The sequence below is a fragment of the Mycobacterium sp. genome (genome assembly GCF_052145595.1).
Taxonomy (GTDB): Bacteria; Actinomycetota; Actinomycetes; order Mycobacteriales; family Mycobacteriaceae; genus Mycobacterium.
Window position 1 is genome coordinate 1 of record NZ_JBKQOI010000243.1, and the last position, 13,357, is coordinate 13,357.

Consider the following 13,357-nt stretch of genomic DNA (forward strand, 5'->3'; position numbering starts at 1 on the left):
TTGAGCATGGGCGTACCTTCCCGAACCAGCGCGCTAACGCCGGCTCTTGATCAGAACTACTTGGACTTTCAGATCATCCTCGGGAAGGTGCGCCCCTTCACGTCACCAGGCCGAGGGCCATCCACAGTTCTGATCATTGCTCGCTAGGAACTATTTTCGTACACTGACCAGGTAGCTGAATAGGGTTCGAGTCCCTCCGCCCGCACCAACAGTCCCAAGCCGGTTATAGCAGCTCGCGGGCTTGTTTCACGTCGGCAGGGACGGCTGGGCGCGGTTTGGGCACACTTTGGGCAAATCCAGCGCCTCCGCCACGGCATCGAGATCCGTGTCGAAAAGATCGGCGTAGGTGTCCAGGGTGATCTTTGCTGACTGGTCGCCGAGCATCCGCGACAACGCCAACACGTTCGCCCCGGAGCTAATCGAGATCGACGCGCACGTGTGCCGCAGATCGTGCGGCGTGATCTTCTGCACCTTGGCTCCATACCGTCTTGGACGCGCGATGACTGTCGAACGGTTCCCGCGCGCACCGGGAGCGGACAGCTGCCCACTAATCCGTTTCGGCGAAAGGCAGTCCTGTACGACAACCCAAAACCGCCTAGAATTCTTTTGTTCTGACGGATGGAGGACCGCCGGGCTAGTGACAACCAGGGGCTAGCTAAAAGGTGGACCGACATGTCGTATGCGATCGCGGCGCCCGAGATCATCGCGTCGGCGTCTTCCGACTTGGCCAGTATCGGCTCGACGCTCAGCGCGGCCAGCACGGCGGCGGCAGCCCCGACTACGGGGCTGCTGGCCGCTGCTGAGGATGAGGTGTCAGCGGCGACCGCCCAGCTGTTTGGCACCTATGCCAAGGACTATCAGGCGGTCCTCGCGCAGGCAGCCGCGTTTCATGAGGAGTTCGCGGCTGCGTTGGCCTCCGCCGGGAACGCCTACGCGGCGGCCGAGGCCGTCAACGCCAGCGCGATCTCTGGCGCGCTGGGACAGCTGACCTCACCCATCCATTCGTTGTTGGTCGGAGCCCCTGGGACCCCGACCCCCAACGTGATGTCGCCGTTGACGGCACCAACCGTAGCTTTGGTCATGGGCGGCAGCGGCGAGCCGATACCCCCACCACCCTTCGTCGAAGCTCTCAACTACCTCAACCTGAACTTCTCTCCGATTGCCAACGCGCAAGGACTGTTTACTCCCGAAGGCTTATATCCGCTCACCGGTGTCAAGACCTTGCCCCTCGACGTGTCGGTGAGCCAAGGCGTCCAGATTCTCGATACAGCGATCAAGCAGCAACTGGCCGCCAGCCCCACGGGCAGCGTCGCCGTCTTTGGCGCCTCGGAGAGCGCCATCATCGCCTCGCTGGAAATGCACAACCTGGCGAACCCGACGCTCAACCCCCACCCGCCGACCGCAAATCAACTCGGCTTCACCCTAATTGGTGATCAAGTGAATCCCAATGGCGGCATCTTGGCGCGCTTCCCGGGCTTCCCGGCGGGTTCGAACCTGAGCCTCCCGAGTCTGGGGATTACGTTCTATGGCGCGACGCCCTCGAACACGATCTACCCGACTCAGATCTACACGCTGGAATACGACGGATTCGCCGACTTCCCGCAGTACCCGATCAACTTCATTTCCGACCTGAACGCCTTTGCGGGCATCTTGTTTGTGCACAGCATGTATGTGGACTTGAATCCGTCGGCTCTACCCCCTGGCTACGCCATTCAGCAATTGCCGACGTCGCCCGGCTACGCCGGCGTCACCAACTACTACATGATGACCACGCCGAACGGTCTGCCGCTGTTGGAGCCGCTGCGGGCGATACCGGTTATCGGCAACCCACTAGCCGACCTGCTGCAGCCGGATCTGACCACGATCGTCAACCTGGGCTACGGGAACCCCAACTATGGCTGGAGCCAGGGGCCGGCGGATGTGCAGACCTACTTCGGACTGTTCCCGCATGTCAGCCAACAACTTATCGCTCAGGATCTGATCGCCGGAGCCCATCAGGGAGCCACCGCCTTCGTGAGCGACATCCACGCGGAAGCCGCGGGCGTGTCACTGTCCAACGTCTCGCACTCGCTGGCATCGATGACGGCAACGGGCGAAGGGCACGTGTCCCTGCCCACGCTGACGTCCGCGGTAGCGGCGGCCTTGTCGCCCGACAGCATCATCGGGGAGATCCAGGGGGCGGTCACCAATGTCGCCAACGGGATCTCGGGTACTGCCGCGAACCTTTACGCAATCGCGCTTCCGACGGCAGACATCGCGAATGTCGTGGTTACCGTGCTCCCGGCCTATGACATCAACCTGTTCCTGAGCGGGATCCAACAAGCGATCGACGGGAACGTTCTCGGCGGATTGCAATATGCACTCGTCGCTCCGCTTGCCGCCGACACGGCATTGCTCACAATGGCTGGTGGTTTTGAGCTTCTAGTCGTGGCGTCAGCGCTCTAATGCCAGGCTCCGCGCTTACAGCCCTCGATGCGTGGCCTGCTCACCCTGGTTGTCAGCTGAACAAATCGCGGTGCTGTTCGACGTATTGCCGCACAGTCTGTGCGGGGTGGCCGGTGATGTCTTCCACATCGTGGGTTGAGCGGTTGTAGCGGTCCTCGCTGTGCAGCCGGGCCATCGTGGCGATGTGTTGGTGTACGTGCGGCGGCAGTGCCAACTCGTCGAGATCGCGTAGCCACTCGTCATAGGGCGGCCGAACCGCGCTGACGGGTCGGCCCAGGGCCTGTGCGTATTGATCGGCGAGCTCGTCGGCGTCAAGAGTTGCCGGGCCGGTCAATTCATAGACCGCACCGAGATGGTCCTGCGGTGCGGACAGCACCGCGGTGACGACGTCAGCGACATCACTGGACGCGACGGGCGAAGTGCGACCGGTTCCGAACGGCAGGGACAGTTGGCCGGTTTCCCGGATCGAGCGCGCGGCCAACAATGCAAAGAGCGGGTTCTCCAACAAGACGGTCGGCCGGATGTGCACGGCCGGAACGCCCGACCAATTGATGACCTGCTCCGCTAGCCAGTGCAGGCGTTGTTGCTTGGATTCCGCTGTGCTGGTGGCCGTCATCTGGGAGACCGTCATCTGCGACATGTTGACCAACACTTCCAGGTTGCCGAGTTCCTTTGCGGCCACGCACACCACGGCAGTGGCTTGCAGGTAATCCGGTGACACGCTCATGTTGAAGAACATCCGGCTGACGCCGGACATCGCCGCGAAGACGTCGACAGGGTTCGTCAGGTCCCCGGCGATCACCTCGGCGCCGAGATCACGCAACGCATCGGCGCGAGAGTCGTCGTGGTGGACCATGGCGCGAACGGCCTCGCCGCGGCCGCGCAGTTGCCTCACCACCTGCGGGCTGATCCCGGCGACGCCCCCGCCGGCGCCCGTGATGAGGCAGGTCGGTGACTCGGCCATGAAAAGCACCCTTGTCTCAGCTCATTTGCCCGCATAGCGCACGCGTCCATACGGCGGGCGATCTCGGGAGGTAATCCTACTTCGGCGAAGAGTCGACCGGGGCACCCGAGGTTGACCGCAAGTAAGGTAACCCTTAGTTTATGGGGGGTAACCGACGTCGTCGCAGATTCGGAGTTCGTGCGGCTGCTGATGGCGGCCTCGATTCGGGTCTGGTCGCGGTGATGCCGCTCGGCCCGTCCGATTGACCAGGTCATGACGGATCTCAGCGCCACGGGAAAGGACCGGTGATGGCACGCGGGTTTCAGGGGGTGATACTGCGGAGTTTCGGTGCCCGCGACCACACGGCGACTGTCATCGAAACCATCCGCATCGCACCACATTTCGTCCGGGTGCGGATGGCGTCGCCCACCTTGTTCGAGGACGTGGAGGCGGAACCCGCGGCGTGGCTGCGGTTCTGGTTTCCCGACCCGGATGGGTCGAATACCGAGTTCCAGCGCGCATACACGATCTCCGAGGCGGACGTCGCCGCCGGCCGGTTCGCGGTCGACATCGTGCTGCACGACCCGGCCGGCCCGGCGTCGTTATGGGCGCGCACCGTGGAACCCGGCACGACGATCGCGGTCATGTCCCTGATGGGCACGTCGCGTTTCAAGGTGCCCGACGAGCAGCCGGCCGGCTATCTGCTGATCGGTGACTCGGCATCGATCCCGGGGATGAACGGGATCGTCGCGACCGTCCCCGACGATGTCCCGATCGAGATGTACCTCGAGCAGCACGACGACAACGACACGCTGATCCCGCTCGCGAAACATCCCCTGCTGCGGGTGCATTGGGTTGCGCGAGGCGACGAGAAGTCGTTGGCCGAGGCGGTCGAAAGCCGGGACTGGTCGGACTGGTATGTGTGGGCGACACCCGAGGCCGCGACTCTCAAGCATGTCCGACGGCGGCTGCGTGACGGGTTCGGGGTTCCCAAGTCCGCGATGCACGCCCAGGCCTACTGGACCGCCGGGCGAGCGATGGGCACCCGCCGCGGCGACGAGCCGGACCCCGCCCTGGCTACCGCGCCGGCGCCCGATGAGATGCAGCGCGACAACATCGCGGCACGTCGCAGCGGGCGGACGTTTCAACGAATTCGGGCGGCAGCAACACGAGGCCGCGGAGCACCAGATCCTCGCTGACTAGGGCGCGGCGGGTCTTGCCGTATGCCTTACAGTTGATCGATCAGTCGACCGGCTGAGGACTGGAGGCGTGCTGGTTATGAGTGCTGTGGTGTCGATTCCGCGGTACCCCGCCGATGTGACCCCAGAGTGGCTATCGACGACGCTCAGCCAACGGGGCACGCCCGTCGAGGTGTCCGATGTCGACATCGCTGCAATCGGCACCGGGCAGACTGGCGCCACCTATCGGGTGACGGCCGGCTACGCCTCGGATCCGGCCGATCTGCCGCCAACCTTTGTGATCAAACTGCCGGCCCAGGACGACACCGTCCGCGACCGGGTCGTCATCGGGTATCGCAGCGAATGCGCGTTCTATGCTTCCGTGGCCGATAGGGTCCAGGTGCCGACGCCGCAGTGCTTCTATTGCGAGATTAGTGAAGACGCCATGGATTTCGCCCTGTTGCTGGCCGATCAAGCGCCGGCGGTGCAGGGCGATCAGCTTGCCGGCTGCGGTGAACGGGAAGCGCGCCTCGCGGTTACCGCTCTGGCAGGCCTGCACGCGCCGAGTTGGTGCGATCCGGTCTGGCTGGATTTTCCCGGCATCGCGTTCGGACGGCCGGACCAAGCTGCCGCCACGGGCATGGGCGAGGTGGCGCGGATGAGCGCCGGCATCACGCTGGAGAAACTCGGCGATCGACTGAGCGCAGAAGACCGCGATACGTTCAGTAAGGCAATGGGTTTGGTGGAGCCTTGGCTGCTTGCCGAGTACGAGCGATTTGCCCTGCTGCACGGCGACTATCGTCTCGACAACATGCTGTTCGATCCAGACCGAACGCGGGTCAGCGTGGTCGATTGGCAGACGCTCGGCGTAGGTCTGCCGGCGAGGGATCTCGCCTACTTCACCGCAACCAGCCTGAATTCACAACTGCGCGCATCCCTCGAAGAGGACCTCGTCGCCGACTATCACCGAGCGTTATCAGCTTGCGGGGTCACCGACTACGACCGCGAAACATGTTGGCGTGATTACCGGCTCGGAGTGCTGCAGGCACCGCTGATCTCGGCGCTGGGATTCGCCTTCGCGGCCGCCACTGAGCGCGGCGACGATATGGTGTTGACGATGCTGCGGCGGGGCTGTCAGGCCATCCGTGATCTGGGGACTCTGGAACTGCTCAGCTGAGCAGCCGGTATCCGGCTTTCTGCACCGCGAAGCGTGTCAGTACTGCGTCGAGCCTTGGTCGACCCGGATTTGAGCGGCGGTGACGTTGCGTGATTCGTCGCTGGCCAGCCAGCACACGGCGTCGGCGATCTCTTCCGGCTCCGCAACCCAGTTGGGCAGAAATGGCGTGAGCATGTTGGACAGCTGCGGGTTGGTTTCCGTGGCCTTGCCCATCGCCTCGACCATCTCGCGTGATCCCATGGGGGTGTTCACCGGGCCCGGGTGAACGCTGTTGACCCGGATCTTGTGTTTGCCCAATTCGGCGGCGAAGGCGCGGGCCAATCCGGTGACGGCGTGCTTGCTGGCGGTGTAGTGCACCATGAACGGCTGCATTTTTGCCCCGGCCGCCGAACTGATCAGGATGATCGAGCCGCCGCGCCCGCCTTCGATGATCTTGTCCGCGCCGGCCATCACGGTGTTCCAGGTGCCCGTCACGTTGACGTCCATCACGTCGCGAAAGGATTCGGGCGTGATGTCGTTCCAGGCCTGCGGGGCGGCGACACCGGCGTTGGCCACGATGATGTCAAGGCGTCCGAGCGCGGCGACCCCGTCGTCGACGGCCTGGCGGAGTCCCTCGAAGTCGCGGGTGTCGACGGCCGAGGCGAGGATCCGGCGGTTCGTTTCTTCAACCAGGCGAACCGTTTCGGCGAGGTCCTCCTCGGTCGCCGGCGGGTAGGGAACACAGGACGGAAGCTTGCCGGCGATGTCGACGGCGATGATGTCGGCGCCCTCCCGGGCCATCCGAACGGCGTGCGCCCGGCCCTGGCCACGTGCCGCTCCGGTGATAAAAGCAACCTTCCCAGCGAGTCTGCCGCTCATGAGTTCTCCTCGATGCTGTGTGCGTGTGGTTTTCGCCGATGCGGCGGGGTTATCAGCGCTGTGCCGCCTTGACCAAGTTCGACCCGATGATCAGACGCTGAATCTCACTGGTTCCCTCGTACAGCCGCAGCAGGCGCACGTCGCGGTAGATGCGCTCGACGGGAACGCCGTGCATGTAGCCGCTGCCGCCGTGAATCTGAACCGCGAGATCTGCGACCTGGCCGGCCATTTCGGTGCAGAACAGCTTGGCCGCCGACGGGGCGATCCTGCGGTCTTGATCGGTGACCCACAACCGTGCGGCATCGCGGACAAGCGCGCGGCCCGCCAGCACCCCGGTCTGTTGGTCGGCGATCATCGCCTGCACCAATTGAAAGCTTCCGATCGGTGCCCCGCCCTGGGTCGCGGTGGCGGCGTACGACACGGATTCGTCGAGTGCTCGTTGCGCGGCGCCCACCGCAAGGGCGGCGATGTGGACCCGGCCCCGCGCCAAGGAGGTCATCGCCGCGCGATAACCGATGTCTTCACTCCCGCCGATCAGCGCGTCGGTCCCCACCCGGACGTCGCTGAAGTTGACGTCGGCGGTCCACGCGCCTTCCTGGCCCATCTTGGCGTCCTTGGCTCCCACCTGAACGCCTGCGGTGTCCGCGGGAACCAGGAAGACGGCGATCCCCGGGCCCTTGTCGTCGGCCGGCCGGGTGCGCGCGAACACCACAAATAGGTTGGCGACCGGCGCGTTGGTGATGAACCGCTTCGCACCGGAGATCACCCAGGCCCCGTCCTCGCGAACGGCTTGGGTTCGCAGGCCCGCCGGGTTGGATCCGGCGCCGGGCTCGGTCAACGCGAAGGAGGCGACGACATCACCGGACGCCATCGACTCCAACCAGCGGCCCTTCTGCTCGTCGGTGCCGAAGCCGACGAGAACCTGTCCGGCGATGCCGTTGTTGGTGCCGAACATCGACCGCAGCGCCAGCGAGGTGTAGCCCAATTCCATTGCCAGCTCGACATCTTGGACCAGGTTCAGGCCAAGGCCGCCCCACTGCTGGGGGATCGCGTATCCGAACAGACCCATCTTCTTGGCCTGGTCGCGCAGGTCATCGGGCACCCGATCGTCGGTCAGGATCTCTTGCTCGCGGGGGACCACGGCGGTGCGGACGAAGTGACGGGTCTGGGCGAGGATCTCCTGGAAGTCTTCGTCAGAGACCTCGGGGCCTTTGTTGTCTTCAGCGGTGGTCATAGGCAGACGCTCCTCGTTGGCGGTCGCCGGTCGTCCCCGGCGGGCCGGCGAGCCCGGCAGGCCCCGGGTGGGGAACCCGGCACGCGGCACGATCCTATATGAAATATGATATTCGATCGATGGGGTACCCCAGGACGGAAGCAACCCAAGGGAGGCGTGATCCAGGTGTCGTTGCTGAGCGGTCAGACGGCAGTCGTTACAGGTGGTGCGCAAGGTCTGGGCTTCGCCATTGCGCAGCGATTCGTCGCCGAAGGTGCGCGGGTTGTGCTCGGTGACGTGAACCTCGAGGCGACCGAGGTCGCGGCCAAACAGCTGGGCGGCGATGACGTCGCCCTGGCGGTGCGGTGCGATGTGACTCAAGTGGCCGACGTGCAGACCCTGATCCAGACCGCGGTCGAGCGTTTCGGCGGCCTGGACATCATGGTCAACAACGCCGGGATTACCCGCGACGCGACGATGCGCAAGATGACCGAAGAGCAGTTCGATCAGGTCATCGACGTGCATCTGAAAGGCACGTGGAACGGCACCCGGCTGGCGGCGGCGATCATGCGCGAAAACAAGCGTGGCGCCATCGTGAACATGTCGTCGGTCTCGGGAAAGGTCGGGATGGTCGGCCAGACCAATTATTCGGCGGCCAAGGCCGGAATCGTGGGCATGACCAAGGCCGCGGCCAAAGAGCTTGCCTACCTGGGTATCCGGGTAAACGCGATCGCTCCGGGCCTGATTCGCTCGGCCATGACGGAAGCTATGCCGCAACGCATTTGGGACCAGAAGGTCGCCGAGATTCCGATGGGCCGGGCGGGGGAGCCGAACGAAGTCGCCAGCGTCGCCTTGTTCCTCGCCTCCGATCTGTCCTCGTACATGACCGGCACCGTGATGGAAGTCACCGGCGGCCGCCACATCTGAGCCGAACGGAGTAGTGAAAATGCGCCAAACCGTGATTTGTGAACCCGTACGGACACCAATCGGGCGCTACGGCGGAATGTTCAAGTCTTTGACCGCCATCGACCTCGGCGTCGCCGCCCTGAAGGGCCTGCTCGAGCGAACCGGGATCGCGCCCGAGGCGGTGCAAGACGTCATCCTCGGCCATTGCTATCCCAGCAGTGAGGCGCCGGCGATCGGGCGTGTGGTGGCGTTGGATTCCGGCCTGCCGGTGACGACTCCCGGCATGCAGGTCGACCGCCGCTGCGGGTCGGGCCTGCAGGCGGTGATCCAAGCGTGTCTGCAGGTGGGCAATGGCGACCACGACCTCGTCATCGCCGGCGGCTGCGAGAGCATGAGCAACGTCGCCTTCTATTCCACCGACATGCGCTGGGGTGGCGCTCGTGGCGGTGTCCGGGTGCATGACGGGCTGGCGCGGGGTCGCAGCACTGCAGGCGGCCGTCATTATCCGGTTCCGGGTGGGATGCTCGAGACGGCCGAGAATTTGCGTCGCCAGTACGGCATTTCACGTCTCGAGCAAGACGAGCTCGCGGTGCGGTCACACCAGCGTGCGGTGGCAGCGCAGAAGGACGGCATCCTGGCCTCGGAAATTATTCCAGTGATCATCGGCACACGCCAGGGCGAGGAACTCATCGACACCGACGAGCACCCGCGTGCCGACACGTCTGTCGAGTCGCTGAGCAAGCTCAAACCCGTTCTGCTGAGCGATGATCCGGAGGCGACGGTAACGGCCGGCAACGCCAGTGGGCAAAACGACGCGGCGTCGATGTGCGTGGTGACCACGCCAGAGAAGGCAGAGGAGCATGGCCTGACGCCGTTGGTCCGCATGGTGTCGTGGGGGTTGGCGGGGGTGGCGCCCAACGTCATGGGCATCGGGCCGGTGCCCGCGACCCAGGTCGCGCTAGGCAAAGCGGGCCTGCAACTGCGCGACGTCGACCTCATCGAACTCAACGAGGCCTTCGCCGCGCAAGCGCTTGCGGTGATGCGGGAATGGAATTTCGGCGCCGTAGACCATGACCGAACCAACGTGCACGGGTCGGGAATCTCGCTGGGTCATCCGGTTGGTGCGACCGGCGGCAGGATGCTGGCCACCTTGGCGCGCGAACTCAACCGTCGCCAGGCACGCTATGGGTTGGAGACCATGTGCATCGGCGGCGGCCAGGGGCTAGCCGCAATCTTCGAACGGGTCGCCTCGACATGACCAGCTCCGGGTTGCCCCTGAGCGGACTGACCGTTGTGGAGGTATCCAGCTTTGTCGCCGCACCGCTGTGTGGCATGACGCTGGGGCAGCTTGGCGCGGACGTGATTCGCGTCGACCCGATCGGCGGCGCCTCCGACGTGCAGCGGTGGCCGCTGGCTGCGGACGGCACGTCGATCTACTGGACCGGACTGAACAAGGGAAAGCGTTCGGCCACCGTCGATCTGCGCGCACCCGAGGGCCAGAAGCTGGTCCAGCGGCTCATCATCGAGGGCGACGGCATCGTCGTGACCAACGCCGCCGGCCTGTCCTGGCTGAGCCATGATCTGCTGGCCGCCAAGCGTTCCGACGTGATCCACGTTCAGCTGCTCGGGCGTGGCGACGGTTCGACCGGGGTGGATTACACGGTGAACGCGGGCATCGGGTTCCCGCTCGTCACCGGTCCGGCCAATCATTTCGGTCCGATCAACCACGTGTTGCCGGCCTGGGATGTGTGCTGTGGCTTGTATGCCGCGCTGGCCGTCGTCACCGCCGTCCGCCGACGTGAACAGTCCGGGACGGGTACGCGGATCAGCCTGGCCCTGGAGGATGTCGCGCTGGCCACCGCGGGAAATCTTGGGCTGTTGACCGAACCTCAGGTCAACGGGACGCAACGTCAGCGGCTGGGCAATGCCATCTACGGCCAGTACGGGCAGGATTTCCGCAGTCGTGACGGGGTCGCGTTCATGGTTGTCACCCTGACCGGGCGGCATTTTCGAGACCTGGTCGAGGTGACGGGTACGAGCGCCGCGGTGTCGGCGCTGGCGGAGGCTTTGGGCGTCGACTTCAGTAACGAAGGCGACCGCTACCGATACCGCGACGCGCTGTCCGGGCTGTTCGCCGCCTGGTTCGCCGACCACACGGCTGAGAAGATCACTTCGGCACTATCGGACACCACCGTGCTGTTTGAGCGGTACCGCACCTTCGCCGAGGTCGCAAAAGACCCGAAGGTAACTGGTAATCCGCTCTTTTCCCGGCTGCACCAACCGGGCATCGGAGACTATTTCGCCCCGGGCATGCCGGCCGCTTTCGACGGCAACCATCCCGCCAGTGCAGCGGCGCCCGCCCTGGGACAAGACACCGCCGAGGTCCTTGCGCAGTACCTGGGGTTGACGGCCGCCGACATCGAGCGCTTGACGAGCGCCAAAACGATCGCCTGCTGAATAAGGCGGAAGGAAAATACAGCGCATGACCAAGCTCGCCCAAACCCTCGGCCTAACCGAATTTCAGACCGAAATCCTGGCTACGGTAAGGCAATTCGTCGATAAGGAAATCATTCCCACCGCGCCGGAACTCGAACGCGGCGACACCTACCCGCAACACATCGTCGATCAGATGCGGGATATGGGCCTGTTCGGGCTGATGATCCCCGAGGAGTACGGCGGACTGGGGGAGTCGCTGTTGACCTACGCGCTGTGCGTCGAGGAGCTGGCCCGCGGCTGGATGAGCGTGTCCGGTGTCCTCAACACCCACTTCATCGTCGCGTACATGTTGCGCCAGCACGGCACCGACGCGCAGAAGCGGCGCTTTCTGCCGCGCATGGCAACCGGCGAGTCCCGCGGGGCTTTTTCCATGTCCGAGCCGGAGCTGGGCTCCGATGTCGCCGCGATACGAACCCGGGCGCAACGTAATCCGGACGGCACCTACACCATCAACGGTCAGAAGATGTGGCTGACCAACGGCGGCAGCTCCACGCTGATAGCCGTGCTGGTGCGTACCGACGAGGGCGCGGACAAGCCGCACCGCAACCTCACCGCGTTCCTCGTCGAAAAGCCAACGGGTTTCGGCGAGGTAGTGCCCGGTCTGCTGATTCCCGGCAAGATCGACAAGCTGGGTTACAAGGGCATCGACACCACCGAGCTCATCTTCGACGGCTACCGGGCAAGCGCCGACGACATCCTGGGTGGAGCCCCCGGGCAGGGCTTCTTCCAGATGATGGACGGAATCGAAGTGGGCCGGGTCAACGTGTCCGCGCGAGCGTGTGGCGTGGGCATTCGTGCGTTCGAACTCGCGGTGCGATATGCCCAGCAACGTCACACCTTCGGCAAGGCGATCGCCGAGCACCAGGCCATCGCGTTCCAGCTGGCCGAGATGGCGACCAAAGTCGAAGCGGCACACTTGATGATGGTCAACGCGGCGCGGTTGAAAGATTCCGGAGAACGCAATGACGTCGCGGCCGGCATGGCCAAATACCTTGCCAGCGAGTTCTGTTCGGAAGTAACCCAACAGAGCTTCCGGATTCACGGCGGCTACGGCTACTCCAAAGAGTACGAGATCGAGCGGCTGATGCGCGACGCGCCGTTCCTGCTCATCGGTGAAGGAACCAGCGAAATCCAGAAATCCATCATCAGCAAGCGACTGCTCGCCGAGTACCAGGTGTGACGCCATGAGTGTTCCGGATTTCGCTGCGCGGCCTCACCTTTCCGACGATGTCGCGCGCTTTATCCGCAGCAGGATCTTCGACGGCACCTACGCCGCGGGTTCCTATGTTCGTCTGGACCAATTGGCCGCGGAACTGGGGATCAGCGTCACGCCGGTGCGTGAAGCGCTGTTCGCGCTGCGCGCCGAGGGCTTGATCGCCCAGCAGCCCCACCGCGGCTTTGTGGTGTTGCCGGTCACCGGGCGAGACGTCGCCGACGTTGCGAACGTGCAGGCGCACGTCGGCGGTGAGCTCGCCGCGCGCGCCGCCATCAGCATCACCGACGAACAACTGCACGAACTCAAAGGGATCCAGGCCCAGCTCGAGGAAGCCTATGCCGGTGAGGACAACGAGCTGACGGTTCGTCTGAACCACGAGTTTCACCGGGCCATCAACGTTGCCGCGGACTCACCCAAGCTCGCCCAGTTGATGTTGCAGATCACCCGCTACGCACCGGAATCGGTGTTTCCCGCGATCGAGGGCTGGCCGGACCAGTCAATGAAGGACCATCGGCGGATCTTGTCCGCGCTCGAGATTCACGACGACAAGCTCGCCCGCGCCGCGATGTCGGAACATCTTGCCGCCGGCGCAATTCCCCTGATCGACCACCTCGTCTCGCGTGGCGTGGTGGCCGAAGCGAGCCGTCCGACTTCTCGGCGGCGTCGGCGCGGCACGGCCAGTTGAGCGCGGCTGCCCCTTCCCTCAGCGGCCGTCGCCGTTGGGTGCCAGCAGCACCTTGCCGCTGCGCGCGACCGATTCGGCTTCGATGACCGCGGCGCGAATGTCGTCCAAGCCGAATTTCTTGCCCGGTGAGGTGCTGAGGACCCCCCGGCGGACGAGGTCGACGATCTCGTCGATCAGCTGCGAGATAGCGGGTCGGCCGGGTGCGAAGAAGCCGGACTTGTCGAGGCGCGGCAGCCAGTA

12 protein-coding genes and 1 pseudogene are annotated in these 13,357 nt (G+C 64.6%); 8 read left to right on the forward strand and 5 right to left on the reverse strand.

Annotated elements, in window-relative coordinates:
• Positions 1 to 246: 246 nt before the first annotated feature.
• Positions 247 to 648 carry a tyrosine-type recombinase/integrase gene (locus ACLP4W_RS21360; RefSeq protein WP_442389396.1) on the reverse strand — a complete coding sequence of 134 codons (402 nt, stop codon included), beginning with the start codon at positions 646 to 648 and terminating at the stop codon, positions 247 to 249.
• 24 nt (positions 649 to 672) lie between these two features.
• Here ACLP4W_RS21360 and ACLP4W_RS21365 point away from each other — a divergent pair, with 24 nt between their 5' ends.
• Positions 673 to 2,445 (forward strand): PE family protein, encoded by a 1,773-nt coding sequence (locus tag ACLP4W_RS21365; protein ID WP_442389374.1) that lies wholly within the window; start codon positions 673 to 675, stop codon positions 2,443 to 2,445.
• Between the two features lie 52 nt (positions 2,446 to 2,497).
• Here the strand turns inward: ACLP4W_RS21365 and ACLP4W_RS21370 are convergent, their stop codons facing one another.
• The gene (locus ACLP4W_RS21370) at positions 2,498 to 3,409 is read right to left on the reverse strand and encodes an NmrA family NAD(P)-binding protein (RefSeq protein WP_442389376.1); all 912 of its coding nucleotides are present in this window, start codon (positions 3,407 to 3,409) and stop codon (positions 2,498 to 2,500) included.
• 287 nt (positions 3,410 to 3,696) lie between these two features.
• Here ACLP4W_RS21370 and ACLP4W_RS21375 point away from each other — a divergent pair.
• Positions 3,697 to 4,485: pseudogene (locus ACLP4W_RS21375) on the forward strand (siderophore-interacting protein); the annotation flags it as partial.
• Positions 4,486 to 4,666: 181 nt separating this feature from the next.
• Positions 4,667 to 5,743 (forward strand): phosphotransferase family protein, encoded by a 1,077-nt coding sequence (locus tag ACLP4W_RS21380; protein ID WP_442389378.1) that lies wholly within the window; start codon positions 4,667 to 4,669, stop codon positions 5,741 to 5,743.
• 36 nt (positions 5,744 to 5,779) lie between these two features.
• On the opposite strand, the gene ACLP4W_RS21385 is transcribed toward ACLP4W_RS21380, so the two are convergent.
• Both ACLP4W_RS21385 and ACLP4W_RS21390 read right to left on the reverse strand, forming a co-directional pair.
• A complete protein-coding gene (locus tag ACLP4W_RS21385) occupies positions 5,780 to 6,601 on the reverse strand; it encodes a mycofactocin-coupled SDR family oxidoreductase (RefSeq protein WP_442389380.1) in 822 nt (273 codons plus the stop codon).
• A gap of 52 nt (positions 6,602 to 6,653) precedes the next feature.
• Complete coding sequence (locus ACLP4W_RS21390; RefSeq protein WP_442389382.1) at positions 6,654 to 7,835, reverse strand: acyl-CoA dehydrogenase family protein; 1,182 nt, start codon at positions 7,833 to 7,835, stop codon at positions 6,654 to 6,656.
• A 156-nt stretch (positions 7,836 to 7,991) separates the two neighbouring features.
• Here ACLP4W_RS21390 and fabG point away from each other — a divergent pair, with 156 nt between their 5' ends.
• Genes fabG through ACLP4W_RS21415 form a run of 5 tightly spaced genes read left to right on the forward strand, consistent with a single transcriptional unit; the run spans position 7,992 to position 13,117 of the window.
• Positions 7,992 to 8,741 carry a 3-oxoacyl-ACP reductase FabG gene (gene fabG, locus ACLP4W_RS21395; RefSeq protein ID WP_442389384.1) on the forward strand — a complete coding sequence of 250 codons (750 nt, stop codon included), beginning with the start codon at positions 7,992 to 7,994 and terminating at the stop codon, positions 8,739 to 8,741.
• Positions 8,742 to 8,760: 19 nt separating this feature from the next.
• Entirely contained in the window at positions 8,761 to 9,978 is a 1,218-nt protein-coding gene (locus tag ACLP4W_RS21400; protein WP_442389386.1) for an acetyl-CoA C-acetyltransferase, read from the forward strand.
• Complete coding sequence (locus ACLP4W_RS21405; RefSeq protein WP_442389388.1) at positions 9,975 to 11,177, forward strand: CoA transferase; 1,203 nt, start codon at positions 9,975 to 9,977, stop codon at positions 11,175 to 11,177. The genes ACLP4W_RS21400 and ACLP4W_RS21405 overlap by 4 nt, the downstream gene beginning before the upstream one ends.
• A gap of 25 nt (positions 11,178 to 11,202) precedes the next feature.
• Positions 11,203 to 12,396: an acyl-CoA dehydrogenase family protein gene (locus ACLP4W_RS21410; protein ID WP_442389390.1), complete on the forward strand. Its 1,194-nt coding sequence runs from the start codon at positions 11,203 to 11,205 to the stop codon at positions 12,394 to 12,396.
• A gap of 4 nt (positions 12,397 to 12,400) precedes the next feature.
• A complete protein-coding gene (locus tag ACLP4W_RS21415) occupies positions 12,401 to 13,117 on the forward strand; it encodes a GntR family transcriptional regulator (protein ID WP_442389392.1) in 717 nt (238 codons plus the stop codon).
• Between the two features lie 18 nt (positions 13,118 to 13,135).
• On the opposite strand, the gene ACLP4W_RS21420 is transcribed toward ACLP4W_RS21415, so the two are convergent.
• Positions 13,136 to 13,357: hypothetical protein (locus ACLP4W_RS21420; protein ID WP_442389394.1), on the reverse strand; the 222-nt coding region annotated here is incomplete at its 5' end.

Coding starts and splice junctions, on each gene's coding strand:
- ACLP4W_RS21365 (WP_442389374.1), top strand. CDS start 673: ATGTCGTATGCGATCGCGGCGCCCGAGATCATCGCGTCGGCGTCTTCC.
- ACLP4W_RS21370 (WP_442389376.1), bottom strand. CDS start 3,409: ATGGCCGAGTCACCGACCTGCCTCATCACGGGCGCCGGCGGGGGCGTC.
- ACLP4W_RS21380 (WP_442389378.1), top strand. CDS start 4,667: ATGAGTGCTGTGGTGTCGATTCCGCGGTACCCCGCCGATGTGACCCCA.
- ACLP4W_RS21385 (WP_442389380.1), bottom strand. CDS start 6,601: ATGAGCGGCAGACTCGCTGGGAAGGTTGCTTTTATCACCGGAGCGGCA.
- ACLP4W_RS21390 (WP_442389382.1), bottom strand. CDS start 7,835: ATGACCACCGCTGAAGACAACAAAGGCCCCGAGGTCTCTGACGAAGAC.
- ACLP4W_RS21400 (WP_442389386.1), top strand. CDS start 8,761: ATGCGCCAAACCGTGATTTGTGAACCCGTACGGACACCAATCGGGCGC.
- ACLP4W_RS21405 (WP_442389388.1), top strand. CDS start 9,975: ATGACCAGCTCCGGGTTGCCCCTGAGCGGACTGACCGTTGTGGAGGTA.
- ACLP4W_RS21410 (WP_442389390.1), top strand. CDS start 11,203: ATGACCAAGCTCGCCCAAACCCTCGGCCTAACCGAATTTCAGACCGAA.
- ACLP4W_RS21415 (WP_442389392.1), top strand. CDS start 12,401: ATGAGTGTTCCGGATTTCGCTGCGCGGCCTCACCTTTCCGACGATGTC.